This is a genomic window from Gilvimarinus agarilyticus (assembly GCF_000832015.1).
Lineage (GTDB): Bacteria > Pseudomonadota > Gammaproteobacteria > Pseudomonadales > Cellvibrionaceae > Gilvimarinus > Gilvimarinus agarilyticus.
In genome coordinates this window covers 2,264,476-2,289,843 of the sequence record NZ_JXCJ01000001.1, presented here as the reverse complement: position 1 = coordinate 2,289,843, position 25,368 = coordinate 2,264,476, and the positions used below count along the sequence as shown (strand labels likewise).

The 25,368-nt window shown below is 54.2% G+C and carries 27 protein-coding genes; 6 read left to right on the top strand and 21 right to left on the bottom strand.

The features are described from left to right. Positions 1 to 5: 5 nt before the first annotated feature. The 17 genes from SD69_RS09855 to SD69_RS09775 form a co-directional block, all read right to left on the bottom strand. Positions 6 to 263: a Trp family transcriptional regulator gene (locus SD69_RS09855; RefSeq protein ID WP_041523084.1), complete on the bottom strand. Its 258-nt coding sequence runs from the start codon at positions 261 to 263 to the stop codon at positions 6 to 8. Positions 264 to 404: 141 nt separating this feature from the next. Next, positions 405 to 1,241, bottom strand: a complete 837-nt coding sequence (locus SD69_RS09850) for a YbgF trimerization domain-containing protein (RefSeq protein WP_041523083.1) — start codon at positions 1,239 to 1,241, stop codon at positions 405 to 407. 13 nt (positions 1,242 to 1,254) lie between these two features. Further along, positions 1,255 to 1,767 (bottom strand): peptidoglycan-associated lipoprotein Pal, encoded by a 513-nt coding sequence (pal, locus tag SD69_RS09845; protein ID WP_084591539.1) that lies wholly within the window; start codon positions 1,765 to 1,767, stop codon positions 1,255 to 1,257. Positions 1,768 to 1,812: 45 nt separating this feature from the next. Further along, positions 1,813 to 3,099, bottom strand: a complete 1,287-nt coding sequence (tolB, locus tag SD69_RS09840) for a Tol-Pal system beta propeller repeat protein TolB (RefSeq protein ID WP_052481046.1) — start codon at positions 3,097 to 3,099, stop codon at positions 1,813 to 1,815. Continuing rightward, positions 3,096 to 3,890, bottom strand: a complete 795-nt coding sequence (gene tolA, locus SD69_RS09835; protein ID WP_041523082.1) for a cell envelope integrity protein TolA — start codon at positions 3,888 to 3,890, stop codon at positions 3,096 to 3,098. The genes tolB and tolA overlap by 4 nt, the downstream gene beginning before the upstream one ends. A 16-nt stretch (positions 3,891 to 3,906) precedes the next feature. Then, entirely contained in the window at positions 3,907 to 4,335 is a 429-nt protein-coding gene (gene tolR / locus SD69_RS09830) for a protein TolR (RefSeq protein ID WP_041523081.1), read from the bottom strand. Between the two features lie 30 nt (positions 4,336 to 4,365). After that, positions 4,366 to 5,067: a protein TolQ gene (gene tolQ, locus SD69_RS09825; RefSeq protein WP_041523080.1), complete on the bottom strand. Its 702-nt coding sequence runs from the start codon at positions 5,065 to 5,067 to the stop codon at positions 4,366 to 4,368. A 105-nt stretch (positions 5,068 to 5,172) separates the two neighbouring features. Further along, complete coding sequence (gene ybgC / locus SD69_RS09820; RefSeq protein ID WP_052481045.1) at positions 5,173 to 5,604, bottom strand: tol-pal system-associated acyl-CoA thioesterase; 432 nt, start codon at positions 5,602 to 5,604, stop codon at positions 5,173 to 5,175. Continuing rightward, positions 5,601 to 6,623 (bottom strand): Holliday junction branch migration DNA helicase RuvB, encoded by a 1,023-nt coding sequence (gene ruvB / locus SD69_RS09815; RefSeq protein ID WP_041523079.1) that lies wholly within the window; start codon positions 6,621 to 6,623, stop codon positions 5,601 to 5,603. The genes ybgC and ruvB overlap by 4 nt, the downstream gene beginning before the upstream one ends. Before the next feature lie 9 nt (positions 6,624 to 6,632). After that, a complete protein-coding gene (ruvA, locus tag SD69_RS09810) occupies positions 6,633 to 7,238 on the bottom strand; it encodes a Holliday junction branch migration protein RuvA (RefSeq protein WP_041523078.1) in 606 nt (201 codons plus the stop codon). A 109-nt stretch (positions 7,239 to 7,347) separates the two neighbouring features. After that, complete coding sequence (ruvC, locus tag SD69_RS09805) at positions 7,348 to 7,866, bottom strand: crossover junction endodeoxyribonuclease RuvC (RefSeq protein ID WP_041523077.1); 519 nt, start codon at positions 7,864 to 7,866, stop codon at positions 7,348 to 7,350. A gap of 59 nt (positions 7,867 to 7,925) precedes the next feature. After that, positions 7,926 to 8,672 (bottom strand): YebC/PmpR family DNA-binding transcriptional regulator, encoded by a 747-nt coding sequence (locus SD69_RS09800; protein ID WP_041523076.1) that lies wholly within the window; start codon positions 8,670 to 8,672, stop codon positions 7,926 to 7,928. Between the two features lie 103 nt (positions 8,673 to 8,775). Then, a complete protein-coding gene (gene aspS / locus SD69_RS09795) occupies positions 8,776 to 10,563 on the bottom strand; it encodes an aspartate--tRNA ligase (RefSeq protein WP_041523075.1) in 1,788 nt (595 codons plus the stop codon). 44 nt (positions 10,564 to 10,607) lie between these two features. Next, positions 10,608 to 10,877 (bottom strand): FmdB family zinc ribbon protein, encoded by a 270-nt coding sequence (locus SD69_RS09790; RefSeq protein WP_041524658.1) that lies wholly within the window; start codon positions 10,875 to 10,877, stop codon positions 10,608 to 10,610. Between the two features lie 164 nt (positions 10,878 to 11,041). Continuing rightward, positions 11,042 to 12,061 carry an HD domain-containing phosphohydrolase gene (locus SD69_RS09785; RefSeq protein ID WP_041523074.1) on the bottom strand — a complete coding sequence of 340 codons (1,020 nt, stop codon included), beginning with the start codon at positions 12,059 to 12,061 and terminating at the stop codon, positions 11,042 to 11,044. Between the two features lie 14 nt (positions 12,062 to 12,075). Continuing rightward, a complete protein-coding gene (locus tag SD69_RS18110; protein WP_052481044.1) occupies positions 12,076 to 15,588 on the bottom strand; it encodes a hybrid sensor histidine kinase/response regulator in 3,513 nt (1,170 codons plus the stop codon). A 48-nt stretch (positions 15,589 to 15,636) separates the two neighbouring features. After that, positions 15,637 to 15,954 (bottom strand): Rieske (2Fe-2S) protein, encoded by a 318-nt coding sequence (locus SD69_RS09775; RefSeq protein WP_041523073.1) that lies wholly within the window; start codon positions 15,952 to 15,954, stop codon positions 15,637 to 15,639. Between the two features lie 186 nt (positions 15,955 to 16,140). Here SD69_RS09775 and SD69_RS09770 point away from each other — a divergent pair, with 186 nt between their 5' ends. Continuing rightward, entirely contained in the window at positions 16,141 to 17,463 is a 1,323-nt protein-coding gene (locus tag SD69_RS09770; protein WP_041523072.1) for a flavohemoglobin expression-modulating QEGLA motif protein, read from the top strand. A gap of 34 nt (positions 17,464 to 17,497) precedes the next feature. Continuing rightward, positions 17,498 to 17,869: a hypothetical protein gene (locus tag SD69_RS09765; protein WP_041523071.1), complete on the top strand. Its 372-nt coding sequence runs from the start codon at positions 17,498 to 17,500 to the stop codon at positions 17,867 to 17,869. Between the two features lie 83 nt (positions 17,870 to 17,952). On the opposite strand, the gene SD69_RS09760 is transcribed toward SD69_RS09765, so the two are convergent. The 3 genes from SD69_RS09760 to SD69_RS09750 form a co-directional block, all read right to left on the bottom strand. Then, entirely contained in the window at positions 17,953 to 19,560 is a 1,608-nt protein-coding gene (locus SD69_RS09760; protein ID WP_232301174.1) for an inorganic phosphate transporter, read from the bottom strand. A gap of 108 nt (positions 19,561 to 19,668) precedes the next feature. Next, complete coding sequence (locus SD69_RS09755; protein ID WP_041523070.1) at positions 19,669 to 20,925, bottom strand: valine--pyruvate transaminase; 1,257 nt, start codon at positions 20,923 to 20,925, stop codon at positions 19,669 to 19,671. A 76-nt stretch (positions 20,926 to 21,001) separates the two neighbouring features. Continuing rightward, positions 21,002 to 21,367: a response regulator gene (locus tag SD69_RS09750; RefSeq protein WP_041523069.1), complete on the bottom strand. Its 366-nt coding sequence runs from the start codon at positions 21,365 to 21,367 to the stop codon at positions 21,002 to 21,004. Between the two features lie 192 nt (positions 21,368 to 21,559). Between SD69_RS09750 and arsC the strand changes: the two genes are divergently transcribed. From arsC to sppA, 4 genes are all read left to right on the top strand, one after another. Then, positions 21,560 to 21,907: an arsenate reductase (glutaredoxin) gene (gene arsC / locus SD69_RS09745; protein ID WP_041523068.1), complete on the top strand. Its 348-nt coding sequence runs from the start codon at positions 21,560 to 21,562 to the stop codon at positions 21,905 to 21,907. Between the two features lie 7 nt (positions 21,908 to 21,914). Further along, positions 21,915 to 22,517 carry an NAD(P)H:quinone oxidoreductase gene (wrbA, locus tag SD69_RS09740; RefSeq protein WP_041523067.1) on the top strand — a complete coding sequence of 201 codons (603 nt, stop codon included), beginning with the start codon at positions 21,915 to 21,917 and terminating at the stop codon, positions 22,515 to 22,517. Positions 22,518 to 22,519: 2 nt separating this feature from the next. Then, positions 22,520 to 22,930 (top strand): DUF2069 domain-containing protein, encoded by a 411-nt coding sequence (locus tag SD69_RS18105; RefSeq protein WP_052481043.1) that lies wholly within the window; start codon positions 22,520 to 22,522, stop codon positions 22,928 to 22,930. A 93-nt stretch (positions 22,931 to 23,023) separates the two neighbouring features. Continuing rightward, a complete protein-coding gene (gene sppA, locus SD69_RS09730) occupies positions 23,024 to 24,910 on the top strand; it encodes a signal peptide peptidase SppA (protein ID WP_052481042.1) in 1,887 nt (628 codons plus the stop codon). Here the strand turns inward: sppA and SD69_RS09725 are convergent. Next, a complete protein-coding gene (locus SD69_RS09725; RefSeq protein ID WP_041523066.1) occupies positions 24,891 to 25,349 on the bottom strand; it encodes a DUF2383 domain-containing protein in 459 nt (152 codons plus the stop codon). The two genes, sppA and SD69_RS09725, sit on opposite strands and share 20 nt — an antisense overlap. Positions 25,350 to 25,368: the final 19 nt, after the last annotated feature.

Sequence of the window (25,368 nt, the reverse complement as noted above, 5' to 3'; positions counted from 1 at the left end):
CAACCTTAAATATTGTCCAACTGTCCGGCTTGCAGCGCTCGCGAGCCTCGAGTGACGGTCGCAATACCCACGCCGAGCCGCTTTGCGACGTCGCGCTGAGAGACCCCAGCCTTAAGCAATCGCGTAATCTGTAGGCGCTGCGGGATGGCGTGCAACTCAGCCGGAGTTAGCAATCCCTCCAGTATGTCACGCAAGCGGTCTGCACTATCGGCCTGCAGCAGATAGTCCACCAACTCATTTAAGCTTTGCTCATCCGTATTCATGTACTAGTACACTATCATCGAAGCTTACACTCCGCAACCCCAAACAGGATTGGAGACTGAGTCATCTCGTGGAGCGCGCGGTGTGGTTATGCTAGGAGCAGGTATAAAAAAGAACGAGCCTCGAGCGAGGCTCGGCCATTTTTAAAAACTTTCTTTGAGGTATTGCTGCGCCAAACGTGAGGCATCAGAATTGCTGGAGGCCACAATATTTAGCAGCTCTTTGGCGCGAGCATCCTGACCTTGCAGGTGATAGACCTTGCCCAGCTTAAACTGCGCATCGGGCACCTTTCGGCTATCCGGAAACTCCCGCAGCAAGTCACTAAACCACTGCTGGGCCGCTGGCAGATCATTCTTGAGCAAGTAAATTTCACCCAGCCAATAATAACTATTACCCGTGTACTCACCATTCGGAAAGCGGGTTAAGTGGTCTTTAAAGGCCGCAATGGATTCATCCACTTGACGCTGACGCAGTAACTCGTAGGCCGCACCGTAAACCTCAGATTCGGAGGCATCCGCCGGTGTCACCGATTTGGCCGCGATAGCATCTGCACCGCCAGCACTTACTGTGGGCGCCGGATCAGGCGTAAAACTTGCCTCCGACTCAGAAGGCGCACCCGCCGTTCGGGGGGTAGCAGCCGCAGTGCCTGCCGCTCCTGTGGTCAAGGCGCTAACGCGACGATCAAGATCTAGATAGTCGTCCAGACGCTGCTGTTTAAGCCGCTTAAGCTCAAACGCCTGCTCTTCGACCAGCCCGCGCAAAGTCATCACCTCTTGCTGCAACGCTTGCAGCTGGTAAAACAACTCGGCCTGAGGATTACTATTAGATGGGGTAGGTACAGATTGACGGGCACCAGGAACATTGATATCAGCCGAACGCCCCGCCGCCGATTGCGGCGAGGAGTCGGTAACCTGAACCTGAGCCTGTGCTGTCGAAACGGCAGCCACCAACGTGGCTGCAACTAACAGATGGGCTCTCATCACGCAGTGACTCTTAGTAGTCGATTTCTACGCGACGGTTTTTGCTCCATGAAGACTCACCGCTGCCGAGTGCCAACGGACGCTCTTCACCGTAGCTGATAACTTCAAGGTTTGAGCGGCTTACGCCTTGCAGAACCAGGAAGTCACGTACGGCATTGGCACGACGCTCACCCAGGGCCATGTTGTATTCGCGCGAACCGCGCTCATCCGCGTGACCTTCAAGACGCGCAGACGCATCAGAGTTGCGCAGGCGCTCGGCGTGAGCCAATAACAAAGAGCGCGCAGCTGGCAGCAGCACTGCCTGATCGAAGTCAAAGTAAATAACTTTATCCAGCTCTTCCATGCCGTCGTTCATGCCATCGCTGGAACCCAGTCCGCTTCCATCCGCGGTACCGGTTGTTACACCGCCGTTAGCGCCAGTACCCGCCGCATCTTCGTCGGTTTTGGTGTCTGTGCTAGAACAGCCCACAAGGAAAGCCATGACAAATGCAAAACTTAAACCCTGTTTCATTGCTTTAGTAATCATGATTAACTCCGATCAAGTTGTTGATTTTTTGAGCAAACTGAACAATCAGTTAAAAAATGGCGACCAAGCAGGCTCCCTTACATCTCCCTGCTTAGATGGCAAACGATACTTTGTACCGGCATCCAGTGAAACCGCTGCCAGTATACCCTTTCCCCCAAACCGTGTCGCGTACAGCAACATAGCCCCATTAGGCGCTATAGTAGGCGATTCATCGAGGTTTGTCTCGGTTAATATCCGTAAAGTCCCGGTAGTAAGATCCTGCGCCGCAATGTGAAATACGCCATTGCGCTGGTGGACCATAACCAGGGTTTTTCCGTCTTTTGAGACTCGCCCGCGAGCGTTGTACTCGCCATCGAAGGTTAAGCGCTCTACCCGCCCGCTGGCAAGTGTCACTTTATAAATTTGTGGCTTACCGCCGCGATTTGAGGTAAATACGACACCATCGCCCTCGGCTGTCCAGCTCGGCTCGGTATCAATCGCGTAATGATTAGTCACCCGGGTAAATTGTCGTGTGCGTAAGTCTAGCGTGTAAATCTCCGGGTTGCCGTCTTTTGAGAGTACCATGGCAAGCTTATTGCCATCCGGAGAAAACGCCGGTGCACCGTTTAAACCGGTGAAATTGGTTAGCTGCTCACGTTGACCGGTAGCCAAATTTTGCTTGAAGATCGCCGGGCGTGTTGTCTCAAAGGACACATAAGCGATTTCCCGGCCATCGGGTGACCAGGTGGGCGACAGCAGTGGCTCACTCGACTCCAACAATAAGCGCGAGCGCGCACCGTCGGCATCGGCCAGCATCAACCGAAAGTTGTCATCCTGCCCCTCCTGTTGGAAGGCCTCTACATACAGTACCTGGGTCGAAAACGCCCCGCGAATACCGGTAATCTTTTCGTACACTTTGTCGCTAATATGGTGAGCAATATCACGCAATTGCTCAGGGCTACCGTCGACCTTGCCTGAGCTAATCACCTTGCGCTGGGCCAGAACATCAAACACATCGTAGGTCACAAAATAGCGACCCCCGCGTTGTTCAGCGCTGCTGACAAGCAAATACTCAGCGCCCATAGCACGCCAATCGCGATAAAAGACGTCCTCCGGCTTGGTCGGAAACGACAACATGCTGGTACGCGCCACCGGGTCAAACTGCCCGCTGCGCTGTAAGTCGGCCGATACAATTTCGGCAACGTCTTCTGGCAAGGGCGCCGTACCGCCCCACCCCATTGGCACAACAGCGATGCGGGTGGGGTTATCGACGCCCTGGGTAATCTCGATGGTGAGCTGGGCAAATGCCGGCGACACAAAACAACAAAATAACAGCGCTAGTAGTTTTCTCACAATCGTAAATCCTTGGGGTTAAAGACTAATCTTAACTGGCGAAAATTCTGCTCAAACAGCTCGGGCGACATATTTTTGAGCTCGCTAAAACGGTCGATGCGGCGCACCGCCTGCTCGGCCGAGCGATCGAAGGCCGCGTTGCCACTACTTTTAGTGACGGTAACATTCACCACCTGGCCTGTTGGCACCAACTGTATCAAGAGCTCGACCTGCATTCCACGGCGTGCCGAGGGTGGCCGGCTCCAATTTTGCTCAATACGTGAAGCGATCATATTGACGTAGCTTTGGCTTTGCGCCTCGGCAAGCTCGGCCTGGTGCTGCTGCTCTTCTTTACGCATCGCTTCATCCAGGCGCTCTTGGGCAATGCGCTCTTGCCGCTCGCGCTCGGCCTTTTCTTGTGCAGCTTTCTCGGCGCGGCGTTTAGCCTCGGCTTCTGCCTGGCGCTGCTCTTCAAGTTTACGTTTGCGCTCGGCCTCAGCTTTGGCTTTTTTCTCGCGCTCGACTCGGGCTTTGCGCGCAGCTTCTTCTTTGGCTTTTTTTGCCGCGGCCGCTTGTTGCTGCTCCAGCTCGCGCTTTTTGGTCAGATCAATGACATTAGTCTTTTTTTGCGCCGGCTCCGCCGTATCTTTGGCCTTGAGCTCCACCAACTTCGCCTGCACCACATTGGGCTTAAACACGCGCGGTGTGGGGTCAATGGTTGACTCCCAGCCAATAGTGATAGCCAGCACCAAAACCAGGTGCAAGCCAACGCTAATAATAACCGGAAGGGTATATAAGTTACGCCAATTCATAGGGTGATAGAGCCCATCACTTAGGTGGGTCTGTCACTAAGCCCACCGAGGGCGCACCGGCCCCCTGTAGCTCGGTCATCAAAGAAACCACTACGCCGTAGCTCACTTCGCTATCCCCCCACACCAGTACCGGCGTGGTGGGTTTTTCGCCCAACACCTTACTAACCATGGCGGTAATATCAGGCAAGGGTTTAGCTTGTTTGGGCTCGCCACCAAGCTCAATGTAGTAAGCGCCGGACTTATCGACTGACACAATAAGTGGCTCATCTTCTTTATCGTCGATGGGCTCAGATGGCGCCTGCGGTAAATCCACCTGCACACCCTGCATTAGCATCGGCGCGGTCACCATAAACACCACCAACAGCACCAGCATCACGTCGATATAGGGCACGACGTTGATCTCTGCCATGGGTTTCTTTTTAACTTTCGGGCCAAACGCTGCCATTTTGCTGCCTGTAATCGCCGGTTATCAGAATCAAGAAGAGACTTGTTTACTGTGCACCTGGCGGTGCAAAATTGCCGAAAACTCTTCGGCAAAGGTCTGATAATTATTCTCCATAGTTTCTGCCCGCGCCGAGTAGCGGTTGTAGGCTAAAACAGCGGGAATGGCGGCAAACAGCCCCATCGCGGTCGCCACCAGCGCCTCGGAAATACCCGGGGCCACAGTGGCCAAGGTAGCCTGATGCACGTTCGCAAGGCCACGGAACGAGTTCATAATGCCCCACACCGTACCAAACAGCCCAACGTAGGGGCTGACCGAAGCCACACTCGCCAAAAATGGCAAGTTAGCTTCGAGCTTTTCTTCCTCACGCGCCAGCGCAACCCGCATCGCACGCTGACAGCCTTCCATCACCGCATCCGAGTCAGCACTCGACTGAGAACGCAACCGGGTAAACTCTTTAAAGCCGGCGCGAAAAATATTTTCGACCCCATCGACCGCATTTTTACCGGTACGGCCATTACTCTGGCGGTAGAGCTGATTTAAGTCGATACCCGACCAAAACTGTTTTTCAAACGCTAAAAATTTGGCCCGCGCACGGCGCTGGTACATGCCGCGCTGAATAATCATGACCCACGAAACGATGGATGCCAGAAATAACAGTGCCATGACCATTTGTACCAATAAGCTGGCGTTGGCAATTAATCCCCAGATGGATAACGAATGTTCATTTGGCATAAATCGTTCAGCTCTTAAAGTTATTCCGTGGTTACACCCAACTGCGGGCACAACCTTCCCATTATTTCAGTTGCGTTAACATGCGCACCGACAAATGATTAAAAATCACCCACCTTTGGCAATTTTCTCGCGCATTACCGCAGGCATTGCACACGGCCTCATGGTATCGGGGTTAACACACGCGATGCGAATTAGACCCTCGCAAAGCAATTCGTTCCCACGATAGATGCGCTGTTTAAACACTACATTGGTACGCGCCAAGGTATCAACCTCGGTGGTAACCGTTAATAAATCGTCCAGCCGCGCCGAGCGGCGGTAATTGACCTCGGCCTTGTGCACAACCAACAAAGTACCGTCTTCTAAAATAGCCGGCTTATCATAACCGTATTGGCGCAAAAATTCTGTACGGCTGCGCTCCATAAATTTTAGGTAATTGACGTAGTAGACAATTCCACCGGCATCCGTATCTTCGATATAGACCCTGACCGGTATCGAGAAGGCGCCGCTAAGGCTCTGTGATTTATCGGCCAGACTCATTGCGGATGGCTTAATCTGGCGGGCACATCGATGCCAAAATGCTCATAGGCGAGCGCAGTTAAAATCCGCCCGCGTGGGGTGCGCGAAACAAAGCCCTGCTGAATCAAATAGGGCTCAATCACGTCTTCGATGGTGCCGCGCTCTTCACTAATCGCCGCCGCCAGCGAATCGATACCCACCGGGCCGCCGAGAAAGTTATCCATCATGGCCAGCAACAAGCGTCGATCCATATGATCGAAGCCACGCGCATCGACCTTGAGCATATTAAGCGCTAAGTCGGCCACATTGGCGTCAATGGTGCCATCGGCTTTAATTTCGGCGTAGTCTCGCACGCGACGCAACAGGCGATTGGCAATACGCGGCGTACCGCGCGAGCGCTTGGCCACTTCGGCCGCGCCCTCGGGCTCGGTGGGCATCCCCAACAAATTAGCCGAACGCGCCACAATGTGCGTGAGATCGGCAATATTGTAAAACTCGAGCCGTTGCACAATGCCAAACCGGTCGCGCAGCGGCGAGGTTAACAGCCCGGCCCGGGTGGTTGCCCCCACCAGAGTGAACGGAGGCAAATCGAGTTTGATAGAACGCGCCGCAGGCCCTTCGCCAATCACGATATCCAGCTGAAAATCCTCCATCGCCGGATACAAGATCTCTTCCACTACCGGGCTTAAACGATGAATCTCATCGATAAAAAGTACATCACCCGGCTCTAAATTGGTCATAAGCGCCGCCAGATCACCGGCTTTTTCAAGCACCGGGCCCGACGTACTTTTGAGCGATACGCCCATCTCTTGCGCGATAATATTCGCCAGCGTGGTTTTGCCGAGCCCCGGCGGGCCAAAAATCAGGGTGTGATCGAGCGACTCGCCACGTTTTTTGGCGGCTTCGATAAAAATTTCCATTTGCTCGCGCACCGCTGGCTGGCCCACGTACTCGGCGAGCGATTTTGGGCGGATAGCCCGGTCGAGCTGCTCTTCGCGGGAGCTCGGCTCAGGAGCAATAAGGCGGTCGGTTTCTATCATCCTAAATACCTAGCTTGCGATACGCTTGAGCGAGAGCCGAATAAGCTCCTGGGCCCCGGCGGACTCATTGGTGCGCGCTGCGGCGGACACCATCTTTGCCGCCTCGGTTGGTTTGTAACCCAGGCTAATCAAGGCACTCTCGGCCTCATCTCGCTCATCCCGCGGATTATCGCCACTGGCTACCGGGTCACTTAGCAGGTCGGCACCGGGGGCGGCCACAAGTTTATCGCGCAATTCAATAATTAGCCTTTCTGCGGTTTTTTTGCCAACACCAGGCACCTTGACCAACGCGGTCACATTGTCATCGTGGACGCAACGGGAAAGCTGCTCGGCGTCCATACCCGATAGAATAGCCACGGCCATTTTCGGACCTACGCCATTCACTTTAATAAGGGTGCGAAACAGGTCTCGCTCAGAGCGCTTGGCAAAACCAAACAGTTGGTGAGCCGTATCGCTAACGGCCAAGTGGGTATAAACCGTGGCGGGGKGATTAACCTCAGGCAAGGCGTAAAACGTTGTCATCGGCGCCTGCAGCTCATAACCGACACCCTGTACATCCAGCAATAGAAAAGGTGCCTGTTTTTCCACCAGCACGCCGCTCAGTCGTCCGATCATGTTTACCTATTAATCTCTACATCGTTATAGTCGTCTGGCTTTACTTAGGTTGCGTAGCTGCTTTTCTACAAACCAACGCCTAACCACAAGAACCAAAATATCAGGGGCTTTATACCACACGCCCGCGCCGAAAGCTGCGCGCCGTCGCGAGCTTTATCAGGTGCTGCTGCGAGTTTATATGACATAACGCAATGGCCAGCGCGTCGGCGGCATCTTCCTGAGGGGCGGCAGGCAATTTGAGTAAGGTTTTCACCATGTGCTGCACCTGCAGCTTATCGGCCGCTCCCGTGCCAGTAATGGCTTGCTTCACCTTCCGCGCTTCGTATTCGTGTACGGGTACGCCCTGGTTGACCGCAGCGACAATGGCGGCTCCCCGAGCCTGCCCCAACTTTAAGGCGGAGCCGGCGTTTTTCGCCATAAACACTTGCTCGATGGCAAATTGCTCGGGAATGTAACGCTCGATCAGCTCGCTAACGCTGTCAAAAATCACTTTGAGGCGCTCGGGCAAACTAACATCCGGCACACGAACAACACCGCTCGTAATATATTCGCTGCGCCCGCCAACCGTATTGATCAGCCCAAAGCCAGTTTTGCGAGAGCCCGGGTCGACTCCCATAATGATTGCCATAGCGTGCGCCTCTTTTGTGCTTTTAAGTGTCACACGGACGTCATCTCAGCGCAATACAGCTAGCCATTAAGCTCATCCAGTACCGCATCACTGATCTCGGCGTTGGTATAGACGCTTTGCACGTCATCGAGATCTTCGAGCATATCCACCAAGCCCATCACCTTCTCTGCCCCGGCTGCATCCAGATCTACCGTCGTTGAAGGCTTCATAGTGATTTGCGACTGCTCAGGGGCGAGCCCCTGCTCCTGCAACGCCTCTTTTACGTCAAAATAATCTTCAAAGGCGGTCTCGACCTCTTTACTGCCATCGCGATGCACCACCACATCTTCAGCACCCGCCTCAAGTGCAGCCTCCATCAGCGTCTCTTCAGTTACCTCTGGCGGGTAGTTAAGCTGCCCTACTTTGCTAAACAGGTAAGCCACCGAACCATCGGTGCCCAGGTTGCCGCCGCGCTTACTAAACGCGTGACGCACCTCGGCGACGGTGCGGTTTTTGTTGTCAGTCATGCACTCAACCAACACAGCAACCCCGCCAACACCGTAACCCTCGTAAGTGCACTCTTCGTAATTATCACCATCGGCGGTACCGGCGCCCCGCGCCACGGCCTTGTCGATGGTGTCTTTTTTCATATTGGCGCCCAGCGCTTTATCCATGGCAGCACGCAGGCGCGGGTTGTCATCGGGGTTATCGCCGCCTTTGGCAGCCACCGACAACTCGCGAATAATTTTGGTGAATACCTTGCCGCGCTTGGCATCTTGAGCGGCTTTGCGGTGTTTAATGTTTGCCCATTTACTGTGGCCAGCCATAGTCGACTCCGCTTTTATCTGAGTTTTTCTGAGTAGGTAACGCAAAACGGCCGGGCAAGCCCGGCCGTTTTTAGGGCCCGATTTCAGGCCTTCCCGCCCGGTATTACTCGGCGGCTTTTTCTTTTTGCTCTTTTTGACGCAAACGAATATGTAACTCGCGCAGCTGGGCCGCATCCACCGCACCGGGAGCGTCGGTCATCACACAGGCCGCACTCTGGGTTTTAGGGAAGGCGATCACATCGCGAATCGAGCTGGCACCGGTCATCAACATAATCAGGCGATCGAGACCAAAGGCCAAACCTCCGTGCGGCGGCGCGCCGTACTTAAGAGCATCCAGCAAAAAGCCAAACTTTTCGCGCTGCTCTTCGGCACTGATACCGAGGATATCGAACACGGCTTGCTGCATCGACTGATTGTGGATACGCACCGAACCACCACCGAGCTCGGTACCGTTAAGTACCATGTCGTAGGCGCGCGACAGCGCTGTGCCCGGATTGGCTTTAAGCTCATCGGGCGAGCATGAAGGCGCGGTAAACGGATGGTGCAAAGCCTGCATCGAGCCGTCATCGCCCTCTTCAAACATCGGGAAGTCAACCACCCACAAGGGTGCCCACTCGCAGGTGTAAAGATCGAGATCCTCACCCAGCTTGCAGCGCAAAGCGCCCAGCGCTTCGGTAACGATATTAGCTTTGTCGGCACCGAAGAAGATCAGATCGCCGTTGTCGGCCTCTAAGCGCTCGAGGATAGCGCCGCGCACGTCGTTAGGCAGAAACTTCACAATGGGCGATTGCAGGCCATTTTCCAGGTCGGCCTTATCGTTGACCTTGATATAGGCCAAGCCTTTAGCGCCGTAAATACCGACAAACTTGGTGTAGTCGTCGATCTGCTTACGGGTCAGTTTATCGTTGCCACCTGGGACTTTAAGCGCAGTGACACGGCCTTTCGGGTCTTTGGCGGGGCCAGAGAACACTTTAAAGTCCACATCCAGCATCAAATCTTTAACGTCCACCATCTCTAGCGGAATACGCATATCCGGCTTATCCGAGCCGTATTTCGCAATGGCTGTGGCGTAATCCATACGCGGAAACTCGCCCAAATCGACGCTCATCAAGTCGCCAAAGAGCTTTTTAATCATGCCCTCGGTAATCGCCATAATACCTTCCTCGTCCATAAACGAGGTTTCGATATCAATTTGGGTAAACTCTGGCTGACGGTCGGCGCGCAAGTCTTCATCACGAAAACATTTGGCGATCTGGTAGTAGCGATCAAAACCCGACACCATCAGCAGCTGCTTAAACAGCTGGGGCGATTGCGGCAAAGCAAAAAACTTGTTTTCGTGGGTACGTGAGGGCACCAGATAATCCCGGGCACCCTCGGGGGTGGCGCGGGTCAGAATCGGCGTTTCGATATCCAAAAAGCCGTTTTCGTCCAGATAGTTACGAATGGCAATGGTTACCTTAGAGCGAAACTGCAGGCCTTTTTGCATCTCGTTACGACGCAAATCGAGGTAGCGGTATTTAAGGCGCACATCCTCACCAACGCTCGAGTGCTCTGACAGCGGAAACGGCGTCGTCTCAGCTTCGTTGAGAATCTCCAGCGCGGTGCCGTAAACCTCAACCTCACCGGTGGCCATATTAGCGTTAACCGTGGCTGCATCGCGGGCACGCACTTTGCCGGTAACTTGCAATACGTATTCGCCACGGACTTTGTCGGCCAGGGCAAAGTTCTCTTTGGTATCCGGATCAAATACCACCTGCACAATACCATCGCGGTCTCGCAGATCGATAAAAATAACACCACCGTGGTCGCGGCGACGATCAACCCAGCCACACAAAGTGACTTCTTGGTCGATAAATGAGGCATTTAAAGCGCCACAGTATTCACTGCGCATAATCTGTTTCCCGTTGTCTCTGTTTTTAGGGTCTACACCCGAAATTAACTGGCCGGAGTGCTGGGCGCTGGCGCGCTTTCCTTTTGCTTGCTACCAGCTTTGGCAGCGTCTCCGACGAGGTTCTTTTTGTTGCCCGACTTAAAGTCTGTCTCATACCAGCCACCGCCCTTAAGACGAAAGCCCGCCGCTGATATTTTTTTGGTCAGTTCCGCCTGCTGGCACTGAGGACAGTCCACCAGCGGTGCATCGCTCATTTTTTGCAAGGCTTCGAGCTCATGACCGCACCCCTGACAGCGATATTCATAGATAGGCATTACCAGATTCTCCACAATAAAGGGCCGAGGGTATGCAAAAAGGCCCTTTAAACCTACCAAAAACACACAGAGGCTAACCTCTGGCCGTTAAAAAACGCGCAATTATACCCCAGAGGGGGGCGTGGAGAAACCGCTCAAGGTACCGCGGGGATCGCCATTGCGCGTTAGTCACCCAACACGCTTTTAATTTCCAAAATCTCAGACTCGGCACTGCAAAAACGCCGAACCAGCTCAGGGTCAAACTGAACCCCGGCACAAGCCTCAAGCTGGACAAGGGCCTCGGGCACTGTATAAGCCTCGGTATGAGCCCTTTGCGTGGTCAGCGTCTCAAACATATTGGCAATAGCGACAATACGCCCTACCAGCGGAATATCACTGCCTTTTAAGCCTTTGGGGTAGCCATTACCGTCATAGTGCTCACGAAAAGTCGTCACGATAGTCCGAGCCATCGTCAGCAGTGGCGAGTTATCATTTCCCAGGATTCTAACCCCAAACTTAATCTCGGCATCGATAATAGCCCGAGCGCCTTTACCCGGGTTGCTGGCCGTTTCGAGCAGCTCATCTGGCAAGCCTATTTTACCGACGTCGTACATCAAACTGGCGTTTAGCAGCAATGCGGCATCCACCGGTCCCATACCGGCCTCCTCGCCTAACATCCGGCTGTAGCGGCTGATACGCAAAGCGTGAGCATTACTGCCCTTTTCCCTAAGCCCCGCGGCGCGCCCAAGGCAGTGCACCACCTGCAACTGACTAAGCTCTAACTCAGCGGTGCGCTCCAGAACCATGTCTTGTAACGCATGGGTTTGGTCGGCAAGCGCCAGTTGCGTTTTTACCCGACGCAACAAAATAGGCGGGCTAATAGGCTTGCTGAGGTAGTCGGTGGCGCCCAGCTCAAAGCCTTGAATTTCGTCACTTACCTCGATTTTGGCGGTGACAAAAATAACCGGTATCGAGGCGGTAAGCGGGTTGGCCTTTAGCCTGCGGCAAACCTCAAAGCCATCCATTTCAGGCATCATGATATCGAGCAGTATAAGATCCGGCGGATGATCGGAGGCGGCCAGCTCTAGCGCTTTAACCCCACGGGTAGCCGCCCTTACGCGATACTCCAAAGACAACAGCCCAACCAGCACATCGATATTTTCAGGGGTATCATCGACCACTAAAATCGTTTTTTTGCCTTCCATTTGCACCTCTGGTGTTATATTCGGCTCTGACGCCAGCGCCCTAGCGCGGCCAGCGCCTGATCAAATTCGTAGTGCTCGACATCCTGTTCTATCTCATCCAGGCCGTCATCCTCCGGCAGCGCCCCGCGTAGGGTTGCTATGGTTAGCCTAGCGTTAGTATCAGCGCTTTCTAGCTGTTCCGTCAAAGTCTCCATCAGAGCCTCTACCTCGGCGGCGCTCAGCTCAGTCTGTTCCGCCACCGGACTGTCGGGCCGCGGCAAGCGCTCTAGCTCGTTAACCACGGCCTTGAGCGCTCGCGACAGCTCCATCAACGTCGACTGCTCTAATTCGCCCTCGGCAATGTCGGCCTCTACTTTTGCCGCCAGTGGCTGCAACTGGTGCGCCCCCAGAGAGCCGGCCAGACCTTTTAGGGTGTGCGCCATGCGCTGGGCCTCCTCCGGGTCTTGCGCGTAGGCCTCGGCTATTGCCCGGCTGGCACCTCCCTGGGTGCGACAAAAGCTATCCGCGAGGCGCCACAAGGTACCTTCATTGCCGCCAACGCGCTCTAACGCCTCGTCAAACGCCACAATATTTTTATCAAGCGCAGCATTAGACACCACTGGCGCCGCCGTACCGGCCGCAGACGGCACATCAACGCTGTTTGTTTGCCGCTTGGGCAAGTATTGAGCAATTTTCTGATACAACTCGCGCACATCGATGGGTTTGGCGATGTAGTCATTCATTCCTACGGCTCGGGCGCGGTCGCGATCCTCGGCGGTGGCGTTGGCCGTCATCGCAATTATGGGCAATGTGCCTACCTGCCCCAGTACACGAATCCGGCTGGTGGCGGTATAACCATCCATAACCGGCATTTGAATATCCATCAAAACGCAGTCAAAGGAGTCGCCCGACATCGCCTCCAGTGCTTGTTGACCGTCGCAGGCCAATTGCACCTTGGCCCCAACCGCCTCGAGTAATTCACTCGCCACCTGCCGATTGAGTTCGTTGTCATCCACCACCAACAACTTGGCTCCGGTCAAATCGACACAGTCATTGCGATCGGTGCTGAGCCCCGCATTGTGCGGCACAGGCTGCCCAAATGCCCGACCAATCGCATCGCGCAAGCGCAGCGGGTCAATCGGTTTTACCAGCACCTCCTGAATGCCAAGCGCCTTCGCTTGCGTTGTTAGCGTGTAGCTATCATAAGCCGTCACCATGATACTCGGCGGCAACTCGCCGTCCCGCGCGATTAATTCATGAGCAAACTGAATGCCGTCCATCTCTGGCATTTTCCAGTCTAGCAGTAGCAAATCAAAGCTCGTGTCAGACAGAACTTCAAGCGCCTCAGCCCCCGAATTTACCGCTGTTACCTGTAACCCTGCGGCCTTGCCATAGACGGCCAGAATCTGGCGCGAGGTAGAGTTATCATCCACCACCAGCACCCGCTTACCCTGAATAGCGACAGGCAACGAGCGCACCGCAATGTTCTTTTTAGGTGTCACGAAGGGGGCGTAAAAGCTAAAGCGGCTGCCCTTGCCGGGCACACTTTTAACGTCAATCTCGCCGCCCATAAGCTCGACCAAGCGACGGCATATCGACAACCCCAACCCCGTGCCGCCGTATTTTCGGGTGGTCGATTCATCCGCCTGAGAAAACACCTTAAACAGCTTGCCTTGCTGCTCGTTGGTCATCCCTATACCGGTGTCGGTTACACTAAAAGTTAGCTCAAGCGCGCCCGGCTCGGGCTCTGAGCCGGCAACTTCGATGGCCAGGGTTACCGAGCCTTGCTCAGTAAATTTAATCGCATTACCCAGCAGGTTTATCAACACTTGCTGTAAACGCACTGGGTCGCCTTTTAAGACCTCCGGCACACGGGCATCCAGATAGAGCAGCAGCTCCACCTCGGGTTTTTCACTAAACTTAACCCCGGCAATCGTGCAAACCGTATCGACCATCTCCAACACACTGAACTCGATACTCTCAAGCTCCATATGCCCGGCTTCGATTTTAGAAAAATCTAATACGTCGTTAATAATGCCCAACAGCGAATGCGAGGCACCGTTGATTTTATCGAGGTATTCACGCTGTTTTTCATTGAGCTCGGTACTGCCCATCAAGTGACCAAGCCCAATAATGGCGTTCATTGGCGTACGTATTTCATGGCTCATATTGGCCAAAAACGATGATTTTGCATCGGTGGCGGCCTCGGCTTCACGGCGCGCCTGTACTAATTTTTTATTGGTCGTTTGTAGCGCGCGAGTGCGCTGATTGACAGTTTGCTCAAGCTGCTCTTTGTGGCGCCGCAGCTCTCCGGTGGCGCTGCGCAACAACTGGCGGGTGCGATGCTGCACTGCAAACAGCTGATCGATCTCCATGATAGCCACATGTGGTGTCGCAGGTTCGCTAAAGTCCAGCTCGGCAATACGCTGATTTTGTCGAATCAACTCGCTTAAAGGGCGAGTAAAGCGGCGCGCCAAGGCCGCCGCCAACAAAGCCCCAATAAGCAGCACAAACAGCATAATGCCAACCAGCCAGCGCTGATGACTAGCAGCGCCGGGGATAAACGCCCGCTCGGGCGCGTAGGTGCCCACCCAGATGCGCATGGTCTCTAAGGTATAGGGCATAAACGAGTAATACCAAGCGTCCTCACTCGCCTGATAACGCCCCACATCGTGCTCGTGCCGCCCGCTTTCTTGCCACTGTTGCCAACCCGCCAGCAGCGGCCCGGTGAGCACTGTATCCAGTTGCTGTAACCCCTGGTCGCTACGATTGGCGCCACTGGCGACCCGATAATTGCTCGGGGCACCCAACACCTGGTTAGCATCGGTAAAAATAATAATCTGTGTGTCTGCTCCTTTGTTGAGCGTATCCACCAGTGACGACAAGTCAGACAACCGAATATCTAAGCCCAACACCATGGTCTCGCCAGCACTATTTAACCACGATGTAGACACAGTTATGCCCGGCTGCCCCGAGGTGAAAAATAAGTACACATCCGTCCAGTGCACCTGCCCCCCGGCACTCACAGCGCCGGTAAACCAAGGTCTTTTACGCGGATCATAGTCTAACGCCGGCGCCGACTCTCCACCTGGGCGGCGCGCGCCCGAGGCGTCCATCTCTAACAGTTGATAAGCCCCCTGATCCACATCGCTCAAACGCATGCGCCAAGGCTGTGCACCCCGGCCCTGCATCAACATCCACTCGTGGCCATCGCCCGTCGCCAACATTGCCGCAGTAATATGCGGAGTCTCTTGCAGGAGTGGGTAAAAATAAGCATTGAGTGATGCGACACTGTCGGGGCTCGCCTGCGACTGCTCGGCCCAACGCTGCGCCATAGACAGCAGTCGTGCGGTATCGCCCAGCAAACCATCCAATTGATAGTGCACGCTATCGCCTTTGCGCTGCATCTGCACCATCGAAACCTTGCGTAAACTGGGCTCAAATACCAGCTTAACGTAACCCCAATAAGCCCCGGCTAAGGCAATTAACAAGAGTCCGGCCATGCTGGCCAATAAAGCGTTGCGAAATGAAATTTTACGGCTGCTCAAAAAATGTCCCACTTGGTAGATGTCCCTGCTTTCGACTTACATCTTGTGTCATCGATCACTCACCTCGACCCCCACGGTCGAGCCTTCATACACCAGCGGGTAAAAAGTCAAACCAGCTTGACACTCTGATGAGTTGAGTGCACGCCCGCTTGCAAGTGAAAACTCGATACCATGACTGGGACAACGCAACACACCGCCGCTGAGGGTAGCGCGAGTTAACGGTGCTTGCCGGTGGGGGCACTGATTAGCAATTAAATAAAGTCGCCCAGCGTCTTGCAGCAGTAACAGCTCGAGCCCGGCTAGGCGTACCGGGCGCATAAAACCATCTTCTATCTCGTGCAGTTTTGCCAATTCAACGTACGCCATCGTACCCTACCCGGCCGGTATGTTTTTAGATTTGCTCCGCCGTACTATGCCCTAAGTCACGTATGAAGAAAAGACGCCAGAATTGGCGCGACACTCACCCGATAGCACGCTACACTTATAGCCATTGCTAGTCGTGCACGCACGCACTCTATGTCCCCATGTCAGAAGGCCCGTCAGAGTATTTCCATGGCAAGCTCCAACACACAGGTATACCTTAACAAGCTCAAAGCCTTATCCGATCAACTGGTGGCCCTGCAAAAGCCGATCCGCATTCTCGACGCCATCAAATGGCCCGCCGAAGTGCAAGAGCGTTTTTTTGCCGCCGGCGGTAAACGCCTACCCGACGTTGGACGTGATTACTACGAGCACAACCCCCTGCCATTCGATCGCCACAAGCTCACCGACTCCTTTATTGAGCTTGAACGCGACGTGGTGCGCCAGCTTGGCGCCCAGGATGCGCTCGGCCGCATTTTGCGAGATACCATCAACCAATACCGTCTCGTGTTAGAGATGCTTGGCTCGCGCGGCACCGCGCGTTTTGGCGAGCTCAGCCGACGCCTTTATGGCTCGCCCAGTGACTGCATTACCGGCGACAACAAAACGTTGCTGGAAGTCGGCCAAGAGCTATGCCGCGTTTTTTCACTGCCGGCCGCAGCACAATTGACACCCTCGGGCAAACGCCAGCTAAATGCCACTGAGGCTACCGCGTACTTAAGTACACGAATGGACGAATACTTTACCCCTGGCACAGTAAACGTAACCCTAAGCGATGATATCGTTTCTGATGCGGCCGCCGGAGGTGACTGTCTAAAACTTAACCGACGCTCGATATTTACCCCCCAGGACCTTAACGTTCTTGAGGTGCACGAGGGCTGGGTGCACATAGGCACCACCCTCAACGGGCGGGCGCAACCCTGGGCCAGCTGGCTGAGTGTCGGCTCACCTCGCATCACCGCCATCCAAGAGGGCATGGCGGTGTTGATGGAAACCTTAACCTTTAGCTCGTTTCCAAAGCGAGCACAGCGAGTAAGCGATCGGGTCGTCGCCGTCGACATGGCCGAACGCGGCGCCGACTTTGTTGAACTGTATCGCTTTTTTCGTGAGCGCGGCGACAGTGAGCACGACAGCTTTCGGGTTGCACAACGGGTATTTCGCGGCGGCACGGTTAACGGCGGCTCCGTTTTCACCAAAGATATAAGCTACGTTAAAGGCTTTGTCGAGAACGTCGGTTTTATTCGCAGCGCCATTTATGCCGGCCGCCCTGAAATGATTCCGCTGCTGTATTTGGGGAAACTGGCGCTGGACGACATACCGGCGCTGCAAGAACACTTACAATTGGGGCATATTGTTGCACCGCGCTTCTTGCCGCCGATGTTTAAAAACCTAAACGGTTTATATGTTTGGTTTGGCTTTTCCAGTAGCATTGCCGGGCTCGACAATGTGCGGGTTAGAAAACACTTTTCACGACTTTTTAGCGGCAGCTCCACGGCCACCGGCAATCACCCTTAAGTCAAACACCCAGAAACAGGATAACGCTTACACCATGCCCCGCTTTTTTGACGTCTTACTCTGCGGCACAGAGATCTTTTTTGACAACGGCACAGAACAGAGCATCATCGGGTTTTTAAGTGCCCGCAGAATCGCAAATGACTCACTTGAAAATGCCGTGCTCCGGGCGCGGCACGACTTACTGATCGACTGGAATCACACCTACAACGCCGACCGAAAACTGGGCATCCCCAAGCTGACGACAGTGCAGGTTCGCCCTGTTAACAAGTGGCTACATCGCAGCCCAACGGAAGACTTCTACTTTTTTGACAGTGAAGAGCGCAAGCAAGAGCACCTGGCGTGGATTATCGACAGCGCCCGCCCTTGGTACCGCTTACGTAAAACCCGCCCCGCTAAAACCGTCTGACGCGGCTATAAAAAAGGCGCAGCTGCCGTAGAGCGCCTTTTAGTCGGTGTGGCTTTGAAACAGCTACCTTTGAAACGTATCCATTAAAAAATACTGTTGAGCACCACAAAGATAATACCGCTCAATAAACTCGCTGCGGGCAGTGTAATCACCCACGCCAGCGCGATTGGCTTCATCAAACCCCAGTTGGTCTGAGCGTTCACCACACCAATGCCCAACACAGCACCAATCAAAATATGGGTGCTCGATACCGGCAGCCCCATTGTTGAGGCCATCATCACTACCGCGGCGGCGGCTAGCTCGGCCGAGAACCCCGAGGCTGGGTGCATCTTTGTTAAGTTATGGCCGACGGTTTGAATCACCTCTTTACCGATAAACCACAAGCCCACAATTAACGCCACACCAAAAGTAATCATCGCAACAGTGGGTACCGCCGATGTTGAGCCTATGGCCCCGGTACGCAACACCTCTAAAATAGCCGCAAAAGGCCCGATGGCATTGGCGATATCATTAGAGCCATGACTAAAAGCAAATCCGGCCGCGGTAAACACCTGCATCCAACTGAACATCAGCCAAGTGGAGCGATTGAGCGATGTACCTTTGAGTGTCCGGGCAAAGATAAAGGTAGCCATCCAAATGCCAGCCCCCACCATGCCAATAATTAAATAATTATGCAGCGTGGACAGCCCCAGCTCCATATTTTTTAACCCTTTAAAAAGCAGCATGGATGAAATCACCATTCCCCCAAGCGCCGCAAATAAAGGCACCCACTGCTCTAACGCCCTATGAGCATCAACGTCTTCGGCCTGCTTATCAATCCGGTGCAGCTCACGAAAATATTCCGACTCCAGCTCATCGGGATTAATACGCACATCATTAATCGTCGCCGCATCGCGGGCCATCGCACTGGTGTAAGAGATTTTTTGAATTTCACTCAAACGCTCAAACGCGTTTTTAAAGGCTTCTCGGTGCTCAATTTTTTGTTGCTTGATATGGCCCAGATGCTCTTCGGCTTTTTCGTTATAACGCAGAATGTGCTTTTTGATGGTGCCATAAAGCAAATAAGACACAATACCGCCCAGCAGCGGCGAGATAACCCACGAAGCCGCAATCGCCCCGACCTTATTCCACATCACCAAATCAAACGCAGTATCGGCACCGTTCAATACAATACCTAACGCAATGGAGCTACCGACAATACCGCCAATAATCGAATGCGTGGTGGAAACCGGATAGCCGCGCCGGGAGGCAAACAACAACCACAGAGCCGCCGCCAGCAGCGCCGCCATCATGATGTAGACAAATTGCATCGGCTCGATATGCATTGCCGATAAATCCACAATGCCTTTGCGAATGGTCTTGGTAACTTCACCACCGGCAATAACCGCCCCACTGACCTCAAATATCGCCGCTACCACCAACGCTTGAGTGATGGTTAAGGTGCCCGCCCCGACACTGGTACCAAACGAGTTGGCGACATCGTTACCACCGATATTAAAGGCCATAAACAGGCCAAACGAGGTGGCTAACAGAAATATAACGGTGTGATTATTGTTGGTGTAGCCCATGCCCCAAAAAACAAAATAAGCCGTGATGGCAAACATCGCCACGGCAAAGAACATGTTTAAATTGCGTACGTGGACGGGCTCAGTGGGACGCACCGGGCTCATAGAAGAGTTGTTTTCGCTCACAGGGCATGTCTCAGGTTTCGATAAGGACGCTCACTGTGGCAAACCAAAGTGTCATATTTATGACAGGAGACTGACGCTTATCTCGCCCTGGCCGGCCGCTTCGCCAGCTTACATCCCGCGATAGAGCCCGCGAACTTCATCGGCCAAGATATCGATCGCCCGTCGAATCACCTCGATAGGCTGACCATAACTAAGCCGCAGGCACTCGTGCTGATGCGCCCAAGGCTGACGTAAACCCGGAAAAAAATGATGCCCCGAGATCACCAGTACGCCGCGCTTTTTTAACCGCTGGTAGAGCTGCTCACTGGTTATCGGCAGCCCCTCGAGCCAGAGCCATAAAAATATGGCGCCCTCGGGCCTGTGCAAGCGAAACGGCACCCCAGCCAGAGCTTGCTCGATGAGCACAACGGTTTGCAAGGCGCGCTCGCGATAAAACGGACTCACCACTTCGCGCCCGAGGGCCAACAACTGCTCATTGGCAATAAGTTGGCGCGCTACCGCCGGCCCCATATTGCCCACCGCTAGGCTAAGTACCGTATTAGCACGGGCAAACGACTGAATCAGCGGCTCACTGGCAATGACAACCGAAGTGCGCGCCCCAGGCAAGCCGAGCTTTGATAAACTCAGTACCAGGATAGTATTGCTATTCCAGCTCGGGCTGGCATCGGTAAAGATAATCTCTGGAAACGGTGTACCGTAGGCACCATCGACAATTAACGGAATACCATGGGCTTGGGCCAATTGATCTAAGCACGCCATTTCGGCGTCGGTAATAACGTTGCCTGTTGGATTGGTCGGGCGAGACACACACAAAGCTGCACTGCGCTCGTCAACCTCAAGGTGGTTTAAATCCACATGGTATTTAAACTGGTGATCGCCAATCAACTCAATGCTGGGCCTATCTGCGCGAAAAAAATCATCACTCAGCCCTAAGTCACTATAGCCTAGATACTCAGGCACAAGGGGCAATTGAATATGCCGTTTAATGCCATCGCACCCCTCGCCCGCCAACATATTAAACAGCACAAAAAAAGCAGATTGGCTGCCATTGGCCAAGGCTACGTTGTCACGGGTTAAACCCCACTGGAATTCCCGGTTGAGCAACGCTACTAACTCATCCAGCAGTGCGACGTCGCCAGCGGGCGACTGATAGACACCGAGCATTTGCTGTGACTTAACCGGGTCATCCATCACTTGCTGCAAAGCATCGGCTAACGCCTGCTCTACAGCGGGAATCCGCGCGGGGTTACCGCCACCGAGAAACAGCATGTCTGGGTTGACTCGCAGCGCATCGCCCAAGTCTTCCATCAGCGAGACAATGCCGGAGCCTTGATTTAAATGATTACCGAACCTGGATAAACGCATGAAATGAGAGCTTAACGAAAAGGCTGTGCGGCCAGAGTATAGTGGTACAAAGACACAACCGTGGGCAGCAGGACAATTACAATAAACCGTATGTAAGCAGTGTTTGCTCTAAGGCGGCAGCACTGACCGGCTTTTTAATAAAATCGATGGCGCCCAGCGCTGTCACTCGCTCGCGGGCCGCCGGCTGAATATCGCCAGAAATAACGATCACAAGGCACTTTAACCGCTCGGAGGAAATAGCCTCCAGCACCGCAAAGCCGTCCATCTCGGGCATGGTAAGATCCAATAACACGACCTCACCCAAGCCATTACGGATGGCCTGCAGTGCCTCGGTGCCATTGGTGGCAAAGCTGATCTCGACATCCCAGGAGGCGGGCAAGGCGCGCGCAACTTGCTTGCGAGCCATATTGGAGTCATCACATATTAGCAGCGGTGTGCTCATTCACTAACCGTTAGTATAGCCAAAAGCGTATTTACTATTTTCTCCTCCATTATAGCCACGAGAAGCCCCCTAGGGCCAAACAATAAACGCTTTTTAACTAAGGCCGACAGATCTGCCGCCTCTGGGGTGCCCCGCAGAGCCCTAAAACGCTATAATCGGCGCAATTATTACCTGTTAACCGGATGCCACACTATGCTGTCTATCTACCATAATCCGCGGTGCTCTAAGTCCCGTCAAACACTGGCACTGCTGGAAGAGCAAGGTTTAACACCCGAGATTATTAAATACCTGGATACGCCACCCACTCCCGCCGAGCTGAGCGACGTGATCGACAAGCTCAACATCAGCCCAAGGGAGCTGTTACGCCGCAAAGAGGCGGATTACAAAGCGCTAAACCTGGAGGACAGCTCGTTGTCGGACAAGCAGCTTATTGCAGCGATGTGCAGCCACCCTAAACTGATCGAGCGCCCCATTGTGATTAACGGCAATAGCGCCCGACTGGGCCGGCCACCCGAGCAAGTACTGGAGATCTTAGGATGAGCCGCTTATGAGCAACCAGCTTTACGTACTTGTCTTATATTACAGCCGCAGTGGCACAACGGCGGCACTTGCCCGAGAGCTGGCCCACGGCGTCGAGCGCGAAGGCAACATAGAGGCCCGCATTCGCACCGTGCCACCGGTATCCCCAGATTGCGAGCCAAGCGCTCCCGCCGTTCCCGCAGAGGGTGCCATTTATGCCACCCGTGACGATTTACGCCACTGCAGCGGCCTGTTACTCGGCAGCCCTACCCGCTTTGGCAATATGGCGGCACCGCTTAAGTACTTTTTAGACACCACCAGCGATCTATGGCTAGAAGGCTGCCTTATCGACAAACCCGCCGGCGTCTTTTGCGCCAGCAACAGCTTACATGGCGGGCAGGAGTCGACCCTGCTGAATATGATGGTGCCACTGCTGCATCACGGCATGCTGATTAGCGGTATCCCCTACTCTGAGGCCGGGCTCAACCAAACCCACAGCGGTGGCACACCCTATGGAGCAACACACTGGTCGGGCCACAAAGCCTCGGGCTTAAGTGATAGTGAAACCGAACTTTGCCACGCTCAGGGGCAGCGTCTGGCGCGTTTAGCCCTACAACTGGATAACCGTTAACAATGAAAACACCTGAGTACAGCGCGGCCGACGTCGCGCCCTTAACCCGTCGCTATCAACAGGGACGGCTGACGACTCTCGCGTGCCTCGTCGGCCTGATTGCACTCTTTTGTGTTAGCAATTTAATCGAGCCGAGCGGCAGTTTGTTTCGCCTCCTAATCCAATGCGTGCCATTAGCACTTTTTATACCCGGTATCTGGATTGGCCATCACCGTACCTACAGCTGGCTTTGCTTTGTGATTTTGTTTTACTTTACCGCGTTTGTGGTGGAGGCCATGTCCCCGTTTGGTAATTTGGTGGATTATCTGGCTACCGCGCTCTCAGTGGTGCTGTTTTTAGCTGCGATGATGAGCAGCCGCTGGCGACAGCACTCGCGCTTGGCTTTAAGCCAGAACCCGTCAGCGGGCACTTAGGCCGCGAAACAAACCCTAGGTCGAGACAACAACACCTGTGGATTTAAGACAGGGACACGAGAATTCATCATTCAGCTCCAAAAGGAAGACCACGTGACCAACAGCGAAAACCAAAAACGCAAAGGACCTGTACGCCAACTCTTTGGCAGTATCTGGGGCGCTATTACCTGGCTTAGGCGCGCATTGGCCAACGTCATTTTTATTATCATCATCGTGGCGATACTTGCGCTGATCGGGCAGAGCCGCACCGACGTACTACCGCAAGACTTCGCTCTGCGCCTCGCCCCCTCTGGCGTACTGGTAGATCAACGACAGGCTCTGGACGCGTTCGCTGCACTAACCGCCGATGAATCAGCCGAGCAATCAGAAACTCTGGTAGCCGATGTCATCAGAGCGATTAACCTTGCCGCCACCGACGAACAAGTCAGCCATTTAGTTCTCGACTTAAACAGTTTACGCGGTGGCGGCGTTAGCAAGCTTTACGAGATCGGCCAAGCCCTGGAGCAATTTAAGGCCAGCGGTAAGTCGATTACCGCAGTATCCGATCACTACAACCAAGATCAGTACTTTTTGGCCAGTTACGCCGATGAAGTTTATTTGCATGATATGGGTTTTGTGCTGTTAACCGGCTTTGCCAGCTATCACCAGTATTTTAAAGATGCACTGGATAAACTCGCGGTAAACATGCATGTGTTTAAAGTCGGAAAATACAAAGATGCGGTCGAACCCTATACACGCAACGGTATGTCAGAGGCCTCGCGTGAGCACAACCGCCTTTGGCTCAACACGCTTTGGCAAGCGTACCGTCACAACATTGAGATCCAGCGCGAATTACCCAGTGGTGCCATCGACGATATAATCAGCCGCTCGTCCGAGCTGTTACAGCAGGCCGAAGGCGACACTGCGCTCATGGCGCAGCAAGCCGGGCTTATCGACACCGTCGCCAGCCGGCAAGAGATTAGCAATACTTTGATTCAGCGCTTTGGCCTGGACACACAAACCGACCAGTACAAGCACGTCAACTGGTCGCGCTACTTGCAACACCGCCGCGACATACCGTTACCCGGCGCCGATTACGTGGGCTTAATAACCGCTCGGGGCGCCATTCACTCCGGTGATCATCCCCCCGGGGTGGTCGGTAGTGAAACTCTCGTTCAATTACTACGCCAGGCCCGGGATGACCAAGATATTAAAGCCCTTGTTGTTCGGGTAGACAGCCCAGGGGGCAGTGCGTTTGCATCGGAGGTTATTCGCGCCGAGCTTGAAGCTACACGTAACGCCGGTATCCCAGTCGTCATCAGTATGGGCAGTGTCGCCGCGAGTGGCGGCTACTGGATATCCACTGGCGGGGATGAGATCTGGGCGCTACCTACCACCATTACCGGGTCGATTGGCGTGTTTAGCATTATGCCGACACTCGAACAGTCCCTTGCCAAGCTCGGCGTTTACACCGACGGTATCGCCACCAGCGAACTGGCCGGCAGCCTGGACCCAACGCGAGCGCTAAGTGAGCCGGCCGCCGCCGCGTTGCAGATGGGTGTCGATAGTATTTATCAGCGCTTTTTGCAGACAGTGGCCGACGCGCGCGACCTTACGGTCGAGCAAGTTCACGAGATCGCTCAAGGGCGAGTTTGGAGTGGCGAGCGAGCCAAAGAGCTGGGGCTTGTAGACCAACTCGGTACCCTCCAGGAGGCTACCGCCGCTGCCGCTGCAATGGCCGAACTAACACAATGGAAGACCAAAGAGATTACCCCACCGCTCACCCCAATGGAGCAGCTCATCATGCAGCTGGCCAACTCTGGCGTAAGCTTACCCGGCGACTGGCAGAGTTCACTCGGTGCCCTTACCACCTTAAATCCGCTCGGCGGAGGGCTTGGCAAGCGAGGCCAAGAAGCACTTACAGAACTGTTTGGCGACGACTCAGGCGACGTTCAGGCGCGCTGTTTAAGCTGCAGCCTTATTAGCCGTCCAAGCCGATAACCAACTCCAGCCGCGCGACACGCTTTTGGGTGTCGAGGCGGTTATCCAACAATACCTGCTCAAACTCGGGCAGGTAAACCATGGTATTGATGGTGGCCGTGTACATGCGCAACAGTTTCTGTTCATTGTTGAGCATCGCCCGCACAACCGCTCCGTCACTGAGCAACTTACCAAAGATAACTCGCATGCGTGCTGGCACAGCGCCCATATCCGGGCCCGAAGACACATCGTCGTGGTGCGCCTGAACCACGCCGCTCAGCGACTCAATCGCCCTCTCATGGCCGCGCACAACGCTGTCGAACACGCGGCGCAAACTTGGCGCCCGGACTTTATCCCAGGCGTCTTGGTAACTTTGCAACAGATCGTGGTGGCGACTGATTAAGCCGTTTAAATCGTCGGTTAAGAATTCGCTTTTAACATTTTCATGTGTAATACGCATACCATTACCTCGACAGCAG

What these genes read in the sequence shown, in the direction of transcription:
- SD69_RS09855 (WP_041523084.1), bottom strand. Translation starts at nt 263, where the DNA reads ATGAATACGGATGAGCAAAGCTTAAATGAGTTGGTGGACTATCTGCTG.
- SD69_RS09850 (WP_041523083.1), bottom strand. Translation starts at nt 1,241, where the DNA reads ATGAGAGCCCATCTGTTAGTTGCAGCCACGTTGGTGGCTGCCGTTTCG.
- pal (WP_084591539.1), bottom strand. Translation starts at nt 1,767, where the DNA reads ATGATTACTAAAGCAATGAAACAGGGTTTAAGTTTTGCATTTGTCATG.
- tolA (WP_041523082.1), bottom strand. Translation starts at nt 3,890, where the DNA reads ATGAATTGGCGTAACTTATATACCCTTCCGGTTATTATTAGCGTTGGC.
- tolR (WP_041523081.1), bottom strand. Translation starts at nt 4,335, where the DNA reads ATGGCAGCGTTTGGCCCGAAAGTTAAAAAGAAACCCATGGCAGAGATC.
- tolQ (WP_041523080.1), bottom strand. Translation starts at nt 5,067, where the DNA reads ATGCCAAATGAACATTCGTTATCCATCTGGGGATTAATTGCCAACGCC.
- ybgC (WP_052481045.1), bottom strand. Translation starts at nt 5,604, where the DNA reads ATGAGTCTGGCCGATAAATCACAGAGCCTTAGCGGCGCCTTCTCGATA.
- ruvB (WP_041523079.1), bottom strand. Translation starts at nt 6,623, where the DNA reads ATGATAGAAACCGACCGCCTTATTGCTCCTGAGCCGAGCTCCCGCGAA.
- ruvC (WP_041523077.1), bottom strand. Translation starts at nt 7,866, where the DNA reads ATGGCAATCATTATGGGAGTCGACCCGGGCTCTCGCAAAACTGGCTTT.
- SD69_RS09800 (WP_041523076.1), bottom strand. Translation starts at nt 8,672, where the DNA reads ATGGCTGGCCACAGTAAATGGGCAAACATTAAACACCGCAAAGCCGCT.
- aspS (WP_041523075.1), bottom strand. Translation starts at nt 10,563, where the DNA reads ATGCGCAGTGAATACTGTGGCGCTTTAAATGCCTCATTTATCGACCAA.
- SD69_RS09790 (WP_041524658.1), bottom strand. Translation starts at nt 10,877, where the DNA reads ATGCCTATCTATGAATATCGCTGTCAGGGGTGCGGTCATGAGCTCGAA.
- SD69_RS09785 (WP_041523074.1), bottom strand. Translation starts at nt 12,061, where the DNA reads ATGGAAGGCAAAAAAACGATTTTAGTGGTCGATGATACCCCTGAAAAT.
- SD69_RS09775 (WP_041523073.1), bottom strand. Translation starts at nt 15,954, where the DNA reads ATGGCGTACGTTGAATTGGCAAAACTGCACGAGATAGAAGATGGTTTT.
- SD69_RS09770 (WP_041523072.1), top strand. Translation starts at nt 16,141, where the DNA reads ATGGCAAGCTCCAACACACAGGTATACCTTAACAAGCTCAAAGCCTTA.
- SD69_RS09765 (WP_041523071.1), top strand. Translation starts at nt 17,498, where the DNA reads ATGCCCCGCTTTTTTGACGTCTTACTCTGCGGCACAGAGATCTTTTTT.
- SD69_RS09755 (WP_041523070.1), bottom strand. Translation starts at nt 20,925, where the DNA reads ATGCGTTTATCCAGGTTCGGTAATCATTTAAATCAAGGCTCCGGCATT.
- SD69_RS09750 (WP_041523069.1), bottom strand. Translation starts at nt 21,367, where the DNA reads ATGAGCACACCGCTGCTAATATGTGATGACTCCAATATGGCTCGCAAG.
- arsC (WP_041523068.1), top strand. Translation starts at nt 21,560, where the DNA reads ATGCTGTCTATCTACCATAATCCGCGGTGCTCTAAGTCCCGTCAAACA.
- wrbA (WP_041523067.1), top strand. Translation starts at nt 21,915, where the DNA reads ATGAGCAACCAGCTTTACGTACTTGTCTTATATTACAGCCGCAGTGGC.
- SD69_RS18105 (WP_052481043.1), top strand. Translation starts at nt 22,520, where the DNA reads ATGAAAACACCTGAGTACAGCGCGGCCGACGTCGCGCCCTTAACCCGT.
- SD69_RS09725 (WP_041523066.1), bottom strand. Translation starts at nt 25,349, where the DNA reads ATGCGTATTACACATGAAAATGTTAAAAGCGAATTCTTAACCGACGAT.